This is a genomic window from Rhodopirellula sp. SH410 (assembly GCF_055811895.1).
The window spans coordinates 3,889,217-3,908,686 of sequence record NZ_CM147949.1 but is presented as its reverse complement, the minus strand read 5'-3'; the positions used below and the strand labels follow the sequence as shown (position 1 = coordinate 3,908,686).

The window sequence follows — 19,470 nt, the reverse complement described above, 5'->3', positions numbered from 1 at the left end:
TTATTTACGAATTGAGTGAGAGTTCGATGCGATTCCTTCTGTTTATTTTCGTTGCCGCCGCGGCGACGGTTTCCGCTGCCGACGAGTTCACGCTGCACTCGTTCGAGCGTCAACAATTATCAGATACCTATTTCTCTGAAGGAGCAGCGGTAGGCGATCTCAACGGGGATGGCATCAAAGATCTCGTGTACGGTCCTTATTGGTTCGAGGGACCGAGTTTTGAGACGAAACGCGAAATCTATAAGCCGGTTCCGCAGAATATGAATCGCTACGCGGATAACTTCTTTACCTGGATCGAGGATTTTAACGACGATGGCTTTTCGGATGTCCTGATGGTGGGATTGCCGGGAACTCCCGCGTTCATTTTTGAAAACCCCAAGAACCCAACCTCCGGCGCACACTGGAAACGACACCGTGTGATGGACGATGTGGGGAACGAATCGCCTGAGTTTATCGACATTGATGGTGATGGCCGTCGAGATCTCGTCTGTGCTCATGATGGGTTCTTTGGTTTTGCCACGTTCGATCCCGCCAATGCCTTTGAGGGCTGGGAGTTTCATGCCGTATCCGAACCGAAGGCTGCCAAGCGAACACCGCACGGGTTGGGAGTCGGCGATGTCAATGGCGACGGTCGTTTGGACCTGATTCACGCTCACGGTTGGTACGAACAGCCTGATGCGAACGCATTGAAAACTCGTTGGCGTTCGTTCGATGCTGCCTTCAGTAGTGCCTACGGCGGAGCCGAGATGTACGCCTATGACGTCGACGATGATGGAGATAATGACATCATCACGAGCAATGCTGCGCACGATTTTGGATTGGGCTGGTACGAACAGGTGCGCACGGGCGACGATGTCTCGTTCCGCTACCACCGTATCATGGGATCCAAGCCATCTGAAAATCGATATGGTGTGTTATTCACTGAACTGCACTCGGTTGATCTGGCGGACATCAACGGCGATGGGTTGAAGGACATTGTTACCGGGAAAACGTACTGGTCACACCATCGCCAGAGTCCAATGTGGGATGCAGGTGCTGTCGCGTATTGGTTCGAATTGGTTCGTGACGAGGATGGCGTCCGTTGGGTGCCCCATTTGATTGATTCCGAATCAGGCGTCGGTCGGCAAATTGTCGTGGACGACGTCAATGCCGATGGATTGCCCGATGTGGTTGTGGGAGGCATGAAAGGCGGGCATGTCCTGCTTCATCAAACAGAACCGGTCACGGAAGCTGTTTGGGAAGCGGCTCAGCCGAAAGTCTTTGCTCAATTCGAGCCTCAGTCCGCCGTTCAGGCCCAGGCGGCAAATGGAACCAAGGTAAAGATGAGTCCCAGGACAGCGCGAGCGGCGGGGGCGATCGAAGCTGAAACGTTGACGTTCTATGTCAGCGGGGGAGCGGCCAGACCACAGGACATGCGTGGTTTCTCTTTGGACCGGTGGAGCGGGCAGTCACAGTTGTGGTGGACGGGTGGCAAACCGGGCGACTCGTTGACGATGGAGCTACCGGAGTTTTCGGGCACCGTCGATATTGAAGTCGTTTTGACGGGTGCGAAAGACTATGGAATCGTCCAACTTTCACTCGATGATCAGCCGCTCGGGGATCCCATTGATCTTTTCCAACGCGATGTGAAGACGACCGGTGTGCTCGCGTTCCCCAACGTGACGGTGGAAGGCAATCAGCACATCCTCGGTGTGAAGATCACTGGCGCGAATCCCTCGGCCGTTCAGTCCTTCATGTTTGCGATCGACTACGTGCGGGTCAAGCAAGCTGACGGCACCTATGTCGCCGGCATCAACCCCGAGGACGGTCTACTGCCCAAAACGGCCGATGGACGCGCCCTGAGTCTTGATTTTGAGAGTGGCACGCTCGCGGATTGGACCGCGACCGGTGACGCATTCCGAGACCAGCCTGTGAGAGGTGACACGGTCTCGGCACGGCGAAATGATATGCAGAGCGATCACGAGGGTGAGTTCTGGATCGGCGGCTTTGAATTGCACGGCGATGAAGCGACTGGCACGCTGGCATCGGCCCCATTTGTGGTGTCAGAGCCGTTTGCGACGTTCTTGGCCGCGGGAGGCAAACACGAACAGACACGCGTTGAGTTGGTTGAGCAGGAAACGGGCGACGTGTTTTTTGCGTATTCCGGGCCCAACAGCGAGACGCTGCAGCAGGTGGTTGTCGACGTCAAACCATTGATCGGAAAAGAGATTTTCGTTCGCTTGGTCGACGAGCATCGCGGCGGTTGGGGACATGTGAATTTTGATCACTTTCGCTTGCATGCGACACGTCCAGCCGAGCTGACTCCGCCCAAGATTGTCTTGCAGGCCGATGAGTATCCCCATGCCGGTTTACCCGCCGAACAGGCCGCTGCGGCGATGAAGGTGCCCGATGGATTTCACGTCACCGTAGGAGCCGCCGAGCCAGACGTTCAGCAGCCGGTGGCGATGGCAATCGACGACCGTGGTCGAGTTTGGATTGCCGAAGCGTTTGAGTATCCAGAGCGAGCCAAGGGATTCGAAGGCCGCGATCGTATTCTGATTTTTGAGGATACCGACGGCAACGGATCGCTCGACAAGCGAACGGTATTCGCTGAAGGGTTGAATCTCGTCAGCGGTCTGGAGGTTGGCTTTGGCGGCGTGTGGGTCGGTGCGGCACCATATCTGATGTTCATTCCTGACCGCGATGGTGACGACGTTCCGGATGAGGCGCCACAGATTTTGCTCGATGGATGGGGCTATCAGGATACTCACGAGACACTCAACGCATTCATTTGGGGGCCCGATGGTTGGCTGTATGGCTGCCATGGTGTTTTCACTCACTCGCGGGTTGGCAAGCCGGGGACGCCCGATGCGGATCGAGTTCCTGTCAACGCCGCTGTCTGGCGGTACCATCCCACGCGACACGAGTTTGATGTCTTCGCCCATGGCACGAGTAATCCATGGGGCGTCGATTTCAATGACCACGGTCAAGCATTCATCACCGCGTGTGTCATTCCGCACTTGTATCATGTCATTCAAGGTGCGCGATACCAACGTCAAGGCGGGCAGCACTTCAACCCGTACACGTATCGTGACATCACGACCATCGCGGACCACCTGCACTACCTCGGTGCGAACCCACACGGTGGGAACAGCCGTTCGGACTCCGCTGGGGGCGGCCACGCTCACGCGGGTGCCATGATTTACTTGGGCGATGCTTGGCCCTCTTCGTACCGTGGCGAACTGTTCATGAACAATATTCACGGGCAAAGGTTGAATGTCGACAGGCTCGAACCAAGTGGTTCGGGGTACGTCGGCACGCACGGACCAGATTTTCTGCTGACCGGCGATCAGGCATCGCAGATTCTAAATTTGCGATACGGTCCTGACGGCAATGCCTGGATGATTGACTGGTACGACATGCAGGCGTGCCATCGCCGCGAAGTGAACCTGCACGACCGCAGTAACGGTCGCATTTATAAAATCAGTTACGGCAACGAAGCAACGAAATCACAGACAACTTCCGATGCCGACAATGCGGATCGATTGAGTGGGCTTACCGAGCCGCTCGCGGAGATGTCCGATCGAGAGCTTGCCGAATTGGTCCTTCAGAAGAACGATTGGTTTGTGCGTCATAGCCGTCGGCTGCTCCAAGAGCGGGCGGCGCACAGGGAGATCGATCCGGCAGCTCAGAACAGATTACTTGAGATTGCAACAACCCATGCGGACGACACTCGACGCCTACGCGCAGCCTGGGCACTGCATGTCATCGCCGAATTGGACGAAGAGATCATCCAGACCCTGCTGAGTGACGCAAGTCCATACGTTCGCGGGTGGGCGGTCCAACTCGCCATGGAGGTCTCGCAAAACACACCGTCGGAAACCATGCTACAGAAATTCGTTGAGCTGGCTCGGCAGGATCCGTCTCCTATCGTGCGTTTGTATCTCGCGTCGGCAGCACAGAGCATCGCTTTGGAAAATCGCTGGGATCTATTGGCGGCCCTGTGCAGTCACCCCAGCGACGCTGACGACCACAACCTACCGCTGATGTATTGGTATGCCGCAGAGCCGCTGGCGGACGTCGACGCATCCCGAGCATTGGCATTGGCCATGCAAGCAGGTGTGGCGATCCCACTCGTGCAAGAGTTCATGTTGCGTCGCATTGGCAGCGCCGACGATGCGGGGCAGTCGCTCGATGTCTTGGTGCAAGGTTTGGGGGACGCCAAGTCACCGTCGATTCAACTCGCCTTTTTGAAGGCGATCCGATTGGCGTTGCGAGGTCAGCGGCAGGTGGCCCCGCCACAGCAGTGGAGCCACGTTTCTGACCGTTTGCTGCAGAGCGACGATGACGAAGTGAGTACCCAAGCGATCGCCCTGGGCGTGACCTTTGGTGACCCCGCGGCGACCGCCAGGATGCGTGCGCAGATCACCGATGCTGCGTTGAGTCCGGTGAATCGGCTTGTTGCAATCGAATCGTTGCTCGGTGCGAGGGACCCCGAACTGATTCCCACGTTGATCGCGCTGCTGGAAGCCGATCCACCTTTGCGTGAAGCAGCGATTCGCGGCATGGCTCAGTACGACTCCCGTGATGCGACCGCGTCTCTGCTTTCTCACTATGACGACTTCACCGCAGAACAGAAACGCATGGTGCTTGGCACCCTCTGTTCCCGCGCAGCGAGTGGCGCGTCGTTGCTGCGTGCCATTGAGGCCAAGCAGATCGCCAGCACGGATTTGACGGCTGACCTGGTGCGTCAACTTCAGCTCTTACAGAATGAAGAGATTAGCGATCTTGTTTCACGCGTCTGGGGAACCGTTCGCGAGTCCGATGCGGATAAACTGGCAATGATCGACCGTTACAAAAAGCTCGTTGAGTCAGAGACGCTGCCGCCGGCGAACCTCGCCCTGGGACGGGCGGTGTTTGCCAAGACATGCATGAAGTGCCACGTGTTGTATGGGGTTGGATTTAAGATCGGCCCTGACTTAACGGGATCAAATCGTTCGAACCTGGATTACTTGCTGAGCAACATTGTTGACCCGAGTGGAGTGATGGCAAAGGAGTATCTGCCCACCATTCTTCTAACCGATGACGGACGTGTTGTCAGCGGTTTGGTGACAGCCGAAGACAATCGCTCGATCACGATTCAGTCGTCCGACGCCGTGGTCATCGTTCCCAAGGATGAAATTGAAGAGCGCATTCTGAGTGAGAAGTCGATGATGCCAGAGGATCAGCTGAAACAGTTCAGCGACCATGAAGTGCGATCACTGATCGCTTATTTGCGTGGCAAGGAACAGACGCCGATGTTGGCGTCGGACGAAGATCTCGCCTCCTTTTTCAATGGCAAGGATTTGAAGGGCTGGAGTGGGCGAGATGGTTTGTGGTCTGTTGAAAACGGCGAGTTGGTGGGGCGTACCGACGGGCTCGCTAAAAACGAATGGATCGTCAGTGACTTGGCCGTTGATGACTTCACCCTGACGTTGGATGTCAAGTTAGTTGGCAATCGTGGGAACAGTGGCATTCAGTTTCGTAGCCACGCTCATGATGGTGAAGTGGCTGGTTACCAAGCGGACGTCGGTGTGGATTGGTGGGGGAAACTCTACGAGGAGCACGGGCGAGGATTGCTGTGGGACCAACCGGGCGACGCGCACATCAAGCCGGGGGAGTGGAACCGGTACAAAATCGTTGTCCGCGGCCATCACATTCGCACGTATCTCAACGGGAAACTCTGCGTCGATCTGGAGGATGAGCAAGGGGCCGAATCCGGAATCATTGCGTTCCAGCTACACAGTGGCGGGAAGACCGAAGTTCGGTTCCGAAACATTCAGCTGGAGCGTTAGGATCCCGAGCAGGGCAATCCCGTGGGGGGTGACTCGCGATATCACTGGGAGTGATCTCGGCGTCGCCCGCTGCGATTGCACGTGCACGGAACGTCGATGGGTGTCTGACGGCGCGATCCGGTCCGAGATCGCCAGTTGGGCTGATTCTTCCGATCGCATCGGCGCGTCGTGAACCGCGACGCCCATCGACGCTTCTTTGGCAATTAGCGGATTTTGAATCCTGTCCGCTCTGGCAGTGGATCTCGGCAGTCGATGATGGTCTCGTTAATTTTATATCTCATGGATGTGGCGACTCGTTGGGCGAGTTCCTCGATGGACGCTGCGGGGCCCTGGACGTCCATGGTGACGTCGCCGTCGCACTCGTTTCTGACAAAACCGGCGATCTGAAGTCCCCGGGCTTGTTGGATTGCGTTGACACGAAATCCCACGCCCTGAACGTCACCGCGGTATCGAAAGATCTTTCGTTCTATTTTCATTTTGGAATCATTCTCGGAGTGGATTTGAACGCGGTCGGAGAAATGGTCGTTTTTTGAACTGCCGCCCGTTGACATCCTACGACCATTTCGGGCATGTTATCAGGCATGTCCACACGCCGACGCGCCCGCGAAATAGTCCTGCAACTGCTCTACGAAGCCGATCTGAACGATTGGCGCGATGCGGATGCCTCACGCCGTTTCATTCGATCTCGAATGCAAGGCCGCACACTACTGACCAATTTTGCCAGTGGGCTGCTCGACGGTACCATGGCCCATCGCGATGAGATCGACCGAGAATTGAGGCGATTATCGACCAATTGGGCGCTCACCCGCATGCCGGTGACGGATCGCAATGTGTTGCGATTGGGTGCGTATGAAATTCTCTTTTCAAAAACGCCCGGCCAGGTAGCGATTTCCGAAGCACTGACGTTGGCCCGCCGGTATGGCGGTGAGAACAGTCCGCGATTCATTAACGGCGTGCTCGATCGGCTGTTTAAAAAGTCCATCGCTGAAAAGACGGCTGTCGCCTCGGAATAGTCCGTTATGCGTTCTGCGTACGCCGAGGTGCTGCGAGTCGCGGTGCCCCTGATGATCAGCACGGGTATGTTTTCGCTCGTGCTGTTCGCTGACCGGACATTGCTGTTTCAGCACGAACCCGCGGAGATGGGTGCCGCCATGGCGGCAGGAAATCTGTTCTGGGTTTCGATCTGTGTTTTTGTTGGAATCGCGTCGATGACCGGCGCCATCGCCAGTCAATACGTGGGCGCGGGGCAGCCCAGTCGGATTGGCGGGATGCTCTGGCAATCCGTTTGGTTTTCGCTAGCGACCATGCCCTTGTTTTTGCTGGCCGCGTACTTTGCCGAACCGCTGTTTCGCTGGACCGATCAAGCCCCCTCGCTGATCCCCGCGGAGACGATTTATTTTCAGATTTTGATGTGGGGCGGCGCGGGCGAAGTGCTGCAGACAGCCCTGTCGGGCTTCTTCAGCGGCACTCACCGAACGCGAACGATTGCGGTCGTCAGTATCATCTCGGGACTGGTCAACCTACTGCTCGACTACCTGCTGATCTTTGGCGTTGACCCCGCATGGTGGGGCGGCGCGGGGCCACGGGTGTGGGAACTCGGGATCGCCGGTGCAGGCATCGCCAGCGTGATTTCGTTTTGGTTCAAAGCGATTTGCTACGGCGCGATTTTGCTGAAACCGCACTATCGTTTGAAATATGGCATCATGCAGGGCCTGGGGTTGGATCGCGGCATGATGAAACGATTGGTCTATTTTGGGTTCCCCGCGGGGCTGATGTATGCCACCGAGGCGGGGGCGTTTACGGTGATTGTGCTGATGATTGGGCGCCTCGGCGAAGTTCCGCTGCAGGCCACGACGATGGCAATCAATTTCAATATGATCGCGTTCATCCCGTTGGTTGGTTTATCGATCGCCGTCTCCGTCTTGGTTGGTAATCACCTGGTTGGTAGCGGCCCGGAGCGAGCGGTCCGCTGTGTGCGGGCGGCGTTGACGATCGCTTGGCTCTATTCCGCTGCTTGGGCGGTGGTTTATTGGTTCAGCGCTGAAACGATGATCTCGCTGTATTCGATCAATCCGGCGGCCACGACGATTCCCGATGACGCGAGACTGGCGCTGCAAACGGCGCAAGGGCTCTTGGGGTTTGTCGCGATCTATGTTCTTCTCGATGCCACGCAATTGATTCTCGCGGGTGCTCTGCGCGGTGCGGGGGATACTTGGTTTGTGTTGCTCGCGGGACTGATGGTTTCGCTCATCACGCTGAGTATTGGGTTCGCGTGGGAGCCCGATTGGCAACCTGCCCTGTGGGGTGCCGCGACGCCTACGGATCCGGCTGAGGTCGGATCGATGTCGGAATCCGTGTCCGCGGTGCTGTATTGGTGGTGGAAAGTGATCACCGCCTTCGTCGTCCTATTAGCCGCAGCCATGACGGGCCGCTATGCACAGGGTTCCTGGAAGAACATGCGGATGGTTTAGGCAACGCCTCGGTGGTCCGTCCGCCTGCATTTCTCGGCTCGCCATCGCCGGCCGCACTTCGACGAATTCAACCGTCCGCGAGCAACGAGCCCATGCCCTGAATGATCGCTGCTCTGCGTTCGTGGAAACACACTTGCTGCCCCGTCATCTCGATCCACTGTCGCTGTGGAAGAGGCGAGATTCTAGTCGGGACGCACTGCTGAAATGCTATCGCAGTGTCGCAGTCTCCGCCGTCGTGGATCGGATCATGCTCGGAAACCAGGACTCCAGGGTTTGGCTCACGCCGCTCAATGTCCGGCGTTGAATGGTCGGCGCTGAGATGGGGCCGTCTACTTCGACTGTAAAGAACGTGTAGCGATTGTCACGCAGTGGGCTGATTACTTTGCTGAATAGATTGGTCGGGCTGACCTTCGTATTGAAAGTCAGATCCAAATGTTCCAGCCGCGACAAAGTCCCACTGCCGTCCAGTGCGATCAAATCACCCCATACTGACAAGCGATTGAAATTGACGTCTTCCCCAAAGATGGCAAACTCAGATTGGGCATCGGTAAACGCGACATCTTCGGTTGGGGTGATGCGAAGCAAGTTGAAAAACTGCACCATCATAGGCAACTCATACATATTGGCTCCACTGACGCGAGCCGAACCGGCGCCTTTGAGCAGGTCCGAGTCTCCGAGACGTCCATCGAGTCGCGAGTTGGAATCAAATCGTCCGGTGATCCCCGATCGAGTCTGGCCCATCTCCGAGAGGATGGTGGCAATTTGAGCATTTTCCAAAGACACGCCCACATCGAAGTCGGCGCTCGACAATGCTACTGTGCCACTGACATCGAGCTTCCCATCGAACATGCTTCCCGAAATGGGGGGGCGAATGGACTGCCCGATCGCACCCGCTTCACCGCCACGTCGGAGCTGGCTGGTGGCTGTGAGTGGCAGTCCTGAGATGGGATCCACATCGCTGGCGAGTGTTCCCAGTCGCAGTTCCTCGCCCAAGATTGAAAAAGGGCCTTTCAGCGATGTAAGTTGCAAGCCGTAAGCGTGTAGCGAATCGATCGCAATTTCGCCTCCGGCCCGCAGTAGTTCACCATCTTTGATGCCACGAATCATGATCTCGCCGCGCAACGAGTGGACCGGACCCACGTCGGCGATGCGGTTACCCTCGAGTTGCAGTGCTAAGTCCCAGTTGATTACTGGATCCTCGGTCTCGCTTTCAGCCAATAGGATATTGGTGACGCCCCGCAGCCCCAGCGGTCCCCGCAGGTCGAGCCCACGCATCGCCCAGCTCATCTGCTCAGGGAGGGCCGCGATCAATTCATCGTCCGGTATCAGTCTGCACCCACTCTGCAGATCCAGCGTCAGCAGCCATTGCCCTGATGGCTCGGCTTGGCAAACACCATCGGCGATCAATCGCGATGCATCGTGACGGCCACGCAGATCTTCGATTTTCACGACCCCATCATGGAACCCAATCCTGCCGCCCACAATATCGATTCGGTAGGGGATCGCTTTGGGGCGGATGCTCAGTGGGTTTGGGTTCGCGCGAGCTTCCGTTTGGTGTGAGGCATCAAACGATAGCTGAATGGGATTAACGCCCGTTTGGCGGACTTGCACGTCGAGCTTGTCGAGTGTCCCCGCGGGCGTGAGGGCGTCCCACACCGAACGACACGACTCCGGCAGGGAAACTCGCAGGGAGTGTTCCATCGCCAAGTCAGCAACGCGGAATCGTAGGCTCAGTTCCGAGGGAGATTGCTGTAGGGGCATTTGATACAAGCCGTCGCAAGCGATCTTGGCAGCTCCCGCGTTATTGGCGGTGAACCCGATCAAACGCACGAGATCGTTTTCGACTTGGATACGACCCGCGACGTTATACAACGGATAGGCAAACTTCTCATATCGCAGCGTGCCTCCAATCACTCTCAAGTCGATTTGCCGGCTCGTCACGCCTGCAGCGTCTGTGGTGATCGACGCGGAAGCGAGCTCAATGGCCCCACGAGGCTGTAACGACCGTACAAATTGCTCGAGGTTGGACGGCTCCGCAACGGCGGACGCGGTCCCTGCAGCGACGACTTCACGATGGGTCAATGCGGACACCAGGGCATTGTCGATCGCAATCGCTCCATCGGATTGAATGACGATGGTCTTCTCGGGGGATGCATCCGAGTCAGAATCCACTTTCATTGGGACGTTGAAGGTGCAGTGAATCGGTCGGCCTCCCGCCAAGCCGGTTAGTCGCCGTGTGTCGATACGACCGTTCGCAACCCGGATTTCGCCGCGCAGCTGTTGGACCGGGTAGGGGAACTTATCAAACCGCACATCAACACCCTTGCAATGCACATTGGCTTGAATTTCCCAGGGCTCGCCATTGAAGGGATCCCGGTGAAATCGCTCGGAAACGAGATCGATTCGGCCCGCTGGTCGAAAACGGTCAAACAGCACGGCGCTGCTGGCTGGAAGCGATCGGCGCAGACCGTCGTTGAGCTGCAAGTCATTGGCGGCAACTTTGATTCTGCAGTTCGAGAGCTTCGTGATCACGGTCGCATCACCCATCCGGACGGTGAATAAATCAGTCCGATCACGCAGCCGATTGAGGTAGCTCGACATTGCTGACTCTGACCGTGTCATCACCATTTCGAGATCGGTCGATCCCTCGACATGGCAGGTCGCGTCGCCAAATTTTGCCTCCGTGGGGAGCAGCTCCATTCGCTCCGGGGTCAGACGCACACGCCCGTGAAGCTGCTCGAACCGGTCAGGCAATCGACTGTCTGTGTAGCTACCGTCGCGCACCAGGTAGTCGATGTCATAGGCCAAGGAATTCGGATTGGCGGGGTGCTTGCCCTCGGCGGGTGAGCCCATTTGAAACTGTACGTTCAAATCGCCCGCGATGCTGAACTGGGCATCCGCTGGCAGACGTTGGGGCAACCACGTTTCAATTCGTGTGGCCAAACCATCGGTCAGACGTAGATCCGAAACCTTGGACTGCAACCGCGTCCCAGTCACGACGCCCAACGCCAGGGTTTGGGTTAGTTCCAGATCACAACGGCGAAACAAATCGCTGTCTCCACGCATCGTGATGGTTCGCTTGCCGTCACACACTCCCGCAATCTCGTCGGTGTTCTGCATCGTGATTTCAGACCAATGAAACTGAAGGGGCTGGTCCTGGTCACTCGCCCCGGCGTCTCCACTGACATGGGAACCTAGCGTGCGTGATGACGACGAACCCGCTTTCGCTTGAACCGATACATTGACCAGGACTTCCCGAAGTTCGATGCGCGGGCAGATCGGCCCGAGTCGAGGCGGCGGCCACAATTTTGCTAGTGACAACTGGCCGTCAGACTGCAAGCTCACATCCGCAGTCACGCCCTCCACGACGATCTTCTTCGTGTCCATCGGGTTGCGTTGATCGAGCAGCTTCTGAACATCGATATCTGCAAAAACGGTAATCCGCTTCATCTGGACCGCCGGCTTGCTACGCCAAGTCCTCAGGATCGACTCACTGATCGCAGCGGCTCGACTTTGCCCGGCTTTCGCTGCGTAATCTGTCGGCACACGCGGAGACAGCCTGATGTCATCGAACTGCAATCCCACGCCAGGCCGATAGATACCCCGGCCAACCGAGATGTCCCAGTCCTGATAGTGCTCGGCAAGCTGTTTTTCAAAAATCCGCCGCGCCTGTTCCCCTAATGTCTGTGGCCCGAGCGTTCGGACGACAACGACGATCGTTAGGCATAGCAATACCAGCACCAACAACGTTTGGAAACGCTTGCGGCCGGAGCTTAGTCGTGAAGTGGAATCCAGTGCGGGCAACGCTGGCGTCTCATCCGTGAGAGCAACTTTTTCGAAGAATCGACCGGATGAATATCCTGTCGGGACGGCGTTGATACTAGCGATGGGCCGGCTAGCTTATCCAGTGCAAAAATGACGCGAAACGATACAACCAGGGGCTTTGCCAAGGCGAATCCAGACACATTGACATCGAGAAAACACTTGCTGCCAGGAGCACGATTACGAAAGCGCGCCCTCGCCGTGTTTCACAGTACCGGTCCAATTCCGTGACGATCGCGTACAACCATAGGGGGGCAAACCATAGCATCCAGCGGAAACAAACGCTTACCCCGCCATAGTTGCGGTCGATCTCTGGTCGCGCAATGTAGAACGCAAAGCACACCACGCTCGATATCAAAATCGCGGCAGCTAAATAACGCCGATCTCGCGGCCCATTTGAGATTCGCCGCATGAGTCCCATCGGAATTAGTAGCCAAATGGGCGTCAGCGAAAATAGACCATAAACCCCCAGGCTTGCCTGGAATGCGTAAACTGCGCGGCTGGGCTCTCCACGATCCACGCCCGCTCGCCGGCCCGTTCGCCAGTAGCTGCCGGGGTAGTCGTACCAATCGTCCCACTCCACGAGTTCCCAGGTCGAAACCGATCGATCGGAGACGGTCTGGCGGACTTTCCATTGCTGCTGCACGGATTTTCCATCGCGATCGAATTCCGCGATGACTTCGTATTGGTTGGCAATGTCGCTGAGTTCGCGGAGCGAGATCGCCCCGGCCCCATCGAGGGCGGGCAGTTTCCGAAGTTCATCTTCGAGCACTGCGTTCCGCTCGTGTCCGCTATCGTCCGCACTGAGTCGCCCGGACGAAAATTCGGTGACCACGTCGCCGTCACCGCGATGAGCGTAGGGCGTCTTCCAGGTTTGGTGGGCCCAGTAGTTCGTGCCGAAAATGCCAATGGCCACGACAGCCGCTCCCATCGAAAAACCAACGATGCTGCGTTTCGCTAGCAAGGCGAATAGCACCGCCCATAGCGCAAACATCGACAATGCGGGAAGTTCACACGCGACCGCAAAAGCAGCAGCAGCCCCCGCAATGGCCCAGGGCAGGAATGTCGGTCGGTACGTCGCCCCACCGAAGGAATCGAAAATCTTTTCGGTGGCCCGTAAATACAGATAGAGCGTTAGCGATGTCGCCGCGGCAGCAAATAAGTGATTGTTCAACGAGATTGCGAACGGCGTCAGCATGGTTGCAAAGCAGCTGGCAATCACTGCGAAACGTTTTGCCAAATCCGCCGCACTCGACATTTCGATGCTCAGCGTCATCGTGATTAGGAATAACGCCAGCAGCGGGAGGTTGATCAACAACAACAGCAACCGTGGAACGTAGATCGGGTGCTCGGTTAATTTCAGCCCCGTCGTCTCATGAACGACCCAGTACACTCCCGCGACCATGGTCGTTAGTAATGTCGGTTTGCTACTGTAGTAATGCAGTCGCCCATCGTCGCCGACGTGTCGCACCTTATCGATGGTGTCCCATAGCCGATGACCGCGTTCACCTCGAATCGAGATCAGATCGTCAATTTCAAACGTGTTTTGTTCCACCAATGCGGCGACGCTGACCCAGCGGCTACGATCATTGGCGCTCAAGAACGCCGCAGTGCCCTCGGGGTTGATGACCGTCGCGATGCGGCCCGCCACCAATGCGAGTGCCACCACAATCAAGATCATATGCATTTGCAACCGCATATTTCGCGGCTCGTCGTGTTTACGCATCAACGCGCGCCCCGCGCGTCGTGGTTGTCGCCGTCGATTCCGGTTGCAGCGTCAAAGCCCGCTGCCTCGGACACGCTGTACAGGACACTCGGTCGCGACAAAGAACTCCTCGCCCCATCCGTCGCGTTGTTCGAACGCTTCACGGGCAGTGTTTGTAGCGAACGATCACGAGCCGCCGATACCGAGACGATCAGCTCCGCAATCAACCCTGCCAGCACGCATTGGGCACCTAACAACATCGCCAGGATGCAGTAGTAGAACACTGCGGTCGCGTGCAGGTGCAGCGGCTCGCCATCACCGAGGCGTGTCAGCACCCACATCACGCTTAGATAGAAGATGCCCAACGAGCCCGCCGCGAAACACATCAACCCCGCCGAGCCGATCAGGTGCAGCGGACGACGTGCGTAGCCGGTCAATAGATAGATGCTCATCAGATCGAGAAAGCCTTTCCCGAGTCGCGACAGACCATATTTGGAGTAGCCGTGAACACGCGGATGGTGCAGCACCTCAATCTCACCCACTTTCCACCCCCGCGCCGCAGCGAGGACGGGAATGAACCGATGTCGCTCGCCGTACAAATCCACCTCGTCGAGCACGTCGCGTCGATACGCTTTAAAGCCGCAGTTGTGGTCGTGCAGTCGGACCCCTGTCAGCCGGCTGACCATGGCGTTGAACACCCGGCTGGGCAACACCTTGTGCCAGGGATCGTGGCGAACCCGTTTCCAACCGCTGACAACATCGAGGGATCTCTCGTCGAGGGCCTGCAAAAACCGGGGAATCTCCTCTGGGTCATCCTGCAGATCAGCATCCATCGTGACCACGATATTGCCACGTGCGACCGAGAACGCCACGCTCAGCGCCGCCGCCTTGCCAAAGTTACGTCGCAGTCGAATCGCTTTTGTCCCGACATGTTCCGCCGCGAGCGATTGCATCTTGGTCCACGTCGTATCGGTCGACCCATCATCGACGAAAATGATCTCGACGCGTTGCTTGGCGCGGTGGCAAACATCGAGTATCCGCTCGTGCAACGTGCCCAGCGACTCTTCTTCGTTCATGGCCGGAACGACGATTGACAAGTCCGGCATCACCGCAGCGGTCTTCACCGGCGAACCTTGTTCGAAGGGTTCCGCCGGCGGGCTTCGCAGGACAACGCCATCCTGTTCCACCCACGGGTGATCATCGGTTTGTGTATTCATTGCGGTACTCAGAACAGGTCTCGGACGCGACTCCACGGGCCTAATACTCTAACTCCAATGCAGCTGCTCTGCATCAAAGATGGGCCCATCGACGCATGTTCGCTTGTAGTCCCATGTGCCGTCATCCTGAATCACCTTGGCAACACAGGAAAAACAGATACCGATCCCACATGCCATCGGCGTCTCCATGGACACCTGAACGTCCACGCCGCGAGCGGCGCCAACCTCAGCAACTTTTTGCATCATGATCTCAGGCCCGCAGGTCAACACCCGGATTTTTGCGTCAGGGGACTGCTCCTGCAGTTCATCGAGTCGCTCGGCTAAGACATCCGGCACGAGCGCCTGCCGCCCTTCCGATCCGTCGTCGGTACACGTCGTCACCTCAAAACCGGCATCACGGAAATCGTCGACTCCGGCCAAGAGCGAGGATCGCCGGGCACCGTATATCATCTCGACCTGCTGCGCCCATCCGGCCGTCAGGGCGTGTCGGCCCGTCACCAGCATCGGTGTCTGGCCAATTCCACCCACCGTCATGATCAACCGATCACACGGATCGTCACGGAATGCATTGCCGAGCGGGCCCCATAGCGACACTTTGGTACCGACGGGGGCTTCGGACAATGGCAGGGTCAAGGCGCCTTTGCGAAGGTAGATCAGATCGATTGAACCAGCATCGTCGTCGTTGGGATCTAAATGCACGTCATAGATCGCGAAGGCACGCCCTATCAAAGGCGCGTCGAACCCTGCCAATCGGATCATCACAAACTGGCCCGGCTTCGCGGTTTTCGCGATACTGGGGGCCCGTACACGCAGCAAAAAAGTGTTCTCAGCAACCTGTTTGTTGACGAGCAGTGGGCTGTCAACGTGCTCGATTGCGTCGGCGTAGTGTTTCGCGTCCAGAGTAGCCATCGTGGATTACCGAGTTCCCTTTCGTTTACCGGCTGACTTCCCAGCCTTCCCGAAGCCTCGACCGGTGCGTTGGTTCGAGCCCTTCACGTTGGCCGATCGCTGCTTCGTTTTGCTCTTGGGTTTTTCTTGTGGGGTTTCGGCGATCACCTCGTCGCCGACGATGATTGTGCCGACACGGTTCTTGTCCCGTTCGGGCAGCTTGGTAGGCCGTCGCGCCGCTTTCACGGGCCGTCGATTTTCGCTCCGCGCATCCGGTCCGCCCTCGCTCCTCTTCGACGATCTCGTGCTCGCCTTGACGCCTTTCTTGCCGGCTGGCTTGAGGTCTCGTGGTTTGCCGACACCTGGACCGCGACGATCGGCGCCACCGCGTCCAGCGGCCTGCTCCGCCGTTGGTTTCTCTGGAGGCGCCGCTGTGGCCTGGGCCGCAATCGCATGCAGTTTGTCGATCTCTCCCCGCGTCAAATTGCGGTACGCCCCGGCAGGCATATCGCCCAATCGCAGCGGCCCGATTGCAATCCGGCGAAGTGTTTGCACTTTGTGACCAAACTTCGCCAGAATCCGCCGGATCTCACGGTTTTTGCCCTCACGCAAGCGGATTTCCATGTCCGTTGCCTTTTTCTTGGCCTTCAGGATCTTCGCTCCATCAACGCGAACGAGACCTTCGGCGATGTAAATCCCCTCACGCATTTTCCGCATCGTCTCGGGTTTGACTTCTCCCGCCACGGTGACCCGGTAGACTTTTTGAACACCAAATCGCGGATGCGCTAGCGACTGAGCCAGGTCGCCGTCGTTGGTCAGCAGGATCAATCCGTCACTGGTACGGTCGAGCCGTCCGACCGGATACACCCGCTGGGTCGGCGGTACCAAATCGACCACCCGCGGGCGGCCCTGTGGATCGGAATTCGTCGAGACGACCCCCGTCGGCTTGTGCACCGCGTAATAGACGAGCTTCTGTGGCTTCAACGCCACCCCGTCAACACGCACTTTTTGCAGTGTTGGGTCCACACTGACGCCCAGCTGAGTCACGATCTGGCCATCGATATCGACGCGACCCTCACGAATGAGGTCTTCGCAATGCCGTCGACTGCCTAGCCCTGCCGAAGCGAGTAATTGGTTGAGCCGCTTTGTCGCCCCCGCCGCTTTTGGGCGAGAAGCTGACTTCGCACGACGAGTTGGCTGCTCGCGAGGAGCGGGTTGACGAGGCATAACAGCAGACTTCAGGGGCGAGCGAGTGACGAGCAGAGGAACTAGGCAACTGGGGGGATTGTGAAGCGGTATCTCCGTTGGTCGCTAGCGACTGGTCGGTTGAGCCGTCTCCCAAGTTGGTTTTTCGCTATAGTTTAGCAGCCAACGGCAGTTTGTCGCAGTGGGCGCCCGCGGGCCGAATGAATCGATGCGCCCTACCTCGCCGCCCGGTCCAGCAACTCCCGAAAACTCTCCCGCGGCACCGCCAGAAATCGCTGGTCGCTGCCTGGCTTGCTCGACCTGCGTGCTCGACTCACTTGCTCAGTGCCCCCCACATCCAGGCAGGCGGGGCCGCTGAGCACCTGCGCTGACGGTCGCAGCCCCATGTCGGAGCGTTGCTCCGCTCTTACGGGCTACCGCCTACCAGGGAATCGGACGACGATTCAAGCGATCGCATACGCCGCTCCCGCTCGTCTACGGATTGTCTGCTGCATTCTTTGATGCCTAGAAAAAGAAGTTGATCGAAAGAATGTGGTTCATTGCGTCGGTACGCCCCTGAGCATTGATGAATTGATTGAGATACCCGATCTCTGTCCGCACCGGTGCCCGCTGGCAGCGTTGAAAGCCGACACCAATGAATACTCGATTCTGATCCAGCCCCGCTTGGGCGCCCCAGTCGGTGTCATTTAGGTTGAAAAACACTTCATCCCAAGCAATAAGCGACCACTCGGGACAGTTCGTAAGGATTCGCTGAGCGCGGTGCAATTGTCTCCATCGCAGGCCAACGTCATCGCCGGTTTCAATCCAACGCTGCTCGAATCGGCTCCGGTGCAGGAATCGAAAGTCGCCTGCGGACGGCGCAGCGGTCCATTGCTGCCAAGCTCGATGTTCGTGGAAGTCACCTCGCTGTCCGGGAGAGGTAAGCACCCATGCGTAGCCAGCCCAGAGTGCCTGGTCCTCGTTGAGCGACACTCCCAAGCCCGGACGGATAATGCTCTGATTGAAGCCCCCCGCGTCGTCGCGCAAGCGGTAGTGCGCGTCGAACCACCATCGAAGTGGGCTGGCACCATCGGACGTCGCGTTCAGTTCTCCATTTCCGAATGCGGCGAACCAGAGCCCTGTGTCATCCAGGGTTTCAGCATTCGATCTTCCCGCTTGGCAAACGACCATCACCCAGATCGCTACGAATAAAAATCTGACGTTCCGCATCTGACATCCACCCTTTGATTCCGTGTGTGCAATAGCAGCGTCTAACAATCAATCACACACTGAGAATCGGTTTGCCCGGCGTGTTCGCTCGACGGCACTCATCGGACCCTCGGCGGAACTCGCCGATCGATGCCCATCGTATCGATGAGGTCGGATCTGCAAGCATTCATTTTGAGGACGGAAAAACCGAATGGAGGGATAGCGTTCGAACTCGCAAATAGAATGCGTACGCTCGAGGAGTCTGGGAGTGTCAACAATATCGCACCCACTCGCGGCATCCGGCCCGCCACTTCAGCAACCGCAACAGTCACGATTGCCGAGATCAGGGCTTTGACGATTCGTGTGGGAAAGATTCGATTGGCGAATGAAGATTCAAGATTCAGAAAACAAGTGACGTTGAAACGAGCACCATCAAACGGCGATCGGCAATCCTCCGTCGACGATTACTCATGTCCGTGCGCCTCTTCCGCGAAATCACCGGAATACGGGGTACCATCAATGACTCCCGAAATCGTTCCGGCGTATTCTTGAACGACGCCCAGTTTCTCGTGGTTGCCGACGAAGCGTGATGCTTTCCCTGCTGGATCGTTGTCCTGGGGGGCAGCTTTCAGCGTGACTTGCATCAAGGGATCGCCAATGCTGAGATCGACTGACGCGGCGTCGATAGGTACGGGCGACTTTTCGTCTGAACTGAGGATGTACACCGTGCCTTGTTGTTTGTCATGATCGACCGTGAACTCGACGTGGTATTTGCCGCCGCCCCAGTCAGCAACCGTCCCGTCATGTGGCCCTGCGCCGTGCGCGCCATGGGGAGCGTGCTCAGTGCCATCGGCATGGACGTGCCCGCCGCCGTCGCCCGTGGTTGCAGTGGGCGCAGGCGTAGTGGTTTCCTGTTTGCAACCGGCAAAGCCGATGAGTCCACAGAAAATGAGTGAAAATGTTGTGATCGAGAATTTCATTGAAAGGTTCCTTGAGTGCGAGAGGTGAATGGCTTCGGGCCAAGGCCCGGTCGTCTGTCAGGCCCAGACCGACGGCCTGGGGTTGTTGCGCTGTGAGTCGTACGAAGGGCCGTTTGCCCTTCGATTTTCACGCGATATCAAAACCCATCCCATCGGGTTGGGTGAGGTAAATGGTCGGAG

At 57.5% G+C, this 19,470-nt stretch carries 11 protein-coding genes; 3 read left to right on the top strand and 8 right to left on the bottom strand.

Annotated features, from left to right (window positions below; translation table 11 throughout):
- Positions 1-26: 26 nt before the first annotated feature.
- The gene (locus SH410x_RS14285) at positions 27-5,813 is read left to right on the top strand and encodes a PVC-type heme-binding CxxCH protein (protein ID WP_473677139.1); all 5,787 of its coding nucleotides are present in this window, start codon (positions 27-29) and stop codon (positions 5,811-5,813) included.
- Positions 5,814-6,016: 203 nt separating this feature from the next.
- Here the strand turns inward: SH410x_RS14285 and SH410x_RS14280 are convergent, their stop codons facing one another.
- Positions 6,017-6,289: an acylphosphatase gene (locus tag SH410x_RS14280; protein WP_473677138.1), complete on the bottom strand. Its 273-nt coding sequence runs from the start codon at positions 6,287-6,289 to the stop codon at positions 6,017-6,019.
- A 93-nt stretch (positions 6,290-6,382) separates the two neighbouring features.
- Here SH410x_RS14280 and nusB point away from each other — a divergent pair, with 93 nt between their 5' ends.
- The gene (gene nusB, locus SH410x_RS14275) at positions 6,383-6,826 is read left to right on the top strand and encodes a transcription antitermination factor NusB (RefSeq protein WP_473677137.1); all 444 of its coding nucleotides are present in this window, start codon (positions 6,383-6,385) and stop codon (positions 6,824-6,826) included.
- Positions 6,827-6,832: 6 nt separating this feature from the next.
- Positions 6,833-8,284: an MATE family efflux transporter gene (locus SH410x_RS14270; protein WP_473677136.1), complete on the top strand. Its 1,452-nt coding sequence runs from the start codon at positions 6,833-6,835 to the stop codon at positions 8,282-8,284.
- Between the two features lie 207 nt (positions 8,285-8,491).
- On the opposite strand, the gene SH410x_RS14265 is transcribed toward SH410x_RS14270, so the two are convergent.
- The 7 genes from SH410x_RS14265 to SH410x_RS14235 all read right to left on the bottom strand — a co-directional run bounded on the left by SH410x_RS14265 (position 8,492) and on the right by SH410x_RS14235 (position 19,290).
- Complete coding sequence (locus tag SH410x_RS14265; protein WP_473677135.1) at positions 8,492-12,088, bottom strand: hypothetical protein; 3,597 nt, start codon at positions 12,086-12,088, stop codon at positions 8,492-8,494.
- 91 nt (positions 12,089-12,179) lie between these two features.
- A complete protein-coding gene (locus tag SH410x_RS14260; RefSeq protein WP_473677134.1) occupies positions 12,180-13,832 on the bottom strand; it encodes a hypothetical protein in 1,653 nt (550 codons plus the stop codon).
- Positions 13,832-15,028 carry a glycosyltransferase family 2 protein gene (locus SH410x_RS14255; RefSeq protein WP_473677133.1) on the bottom strand — a complete coding sequence of 399 codons (1,197 nt, stop codon included), beginning with the start codon at positions 15,026-15,028 and terminating at the stop codon, positions 13,832-13,834. The genes SH410x_RS14260 and SH410x_RS14255 overlap by 1 nt, the downstream gene beginning before the upstream one ends.
- 48 nt (positions 15,029-15,076) lie before the next feature.
- The gene (locus tag SH410x_RS14250; RefSeq protein WP_473677132.1) at positions 15,077-15,937 is read right to left on the bottom strand and encodes a dihydroorotate dehydrogenase electron transfer subunit; all 861 of its coding nucleotides are present in this window, start codon (positions 15,935-15,937) and stop codon (positions 15,077-15,079) included.
- Between the two features lie 6 nt (positions 15,938-15,943).
- A complete protein-coding gene (locus tag SH410x_RS14245; RefSeq protein WP_473677131.1) occupies positions 15,944-17,143 on the bottom strand; it encodes a pseudouridine synthase in 1,200 nt (399 codons plus the stop codon).
- 483 nt (positions 17,144-17,626) lie between these two features.
- Positions 17,627-18,331, bottom strand: a complete 705-nt coding sequence (locus SH410x_RS14240; protein ID WP_473677130.1) for a DUF2490 domain-containing protein — start codon at positions 18,329-18,331, stop codon at positions 17,627-17,629.
- Positions 18,332-18,774: 443 nt separating this feature from the next.
- Positions 18,775-19,290, bottom strand: coding sequence for a hypothetical protein (locus SH410x_RS14235; RefSeq protein ID WP_473677129.1), 516 nt, complete (start codon positions 19,288-19,290; stop codon positions 18,775-18,777).
- Positions 19,291-19,470: the final 180 nt, after the last annotated feature.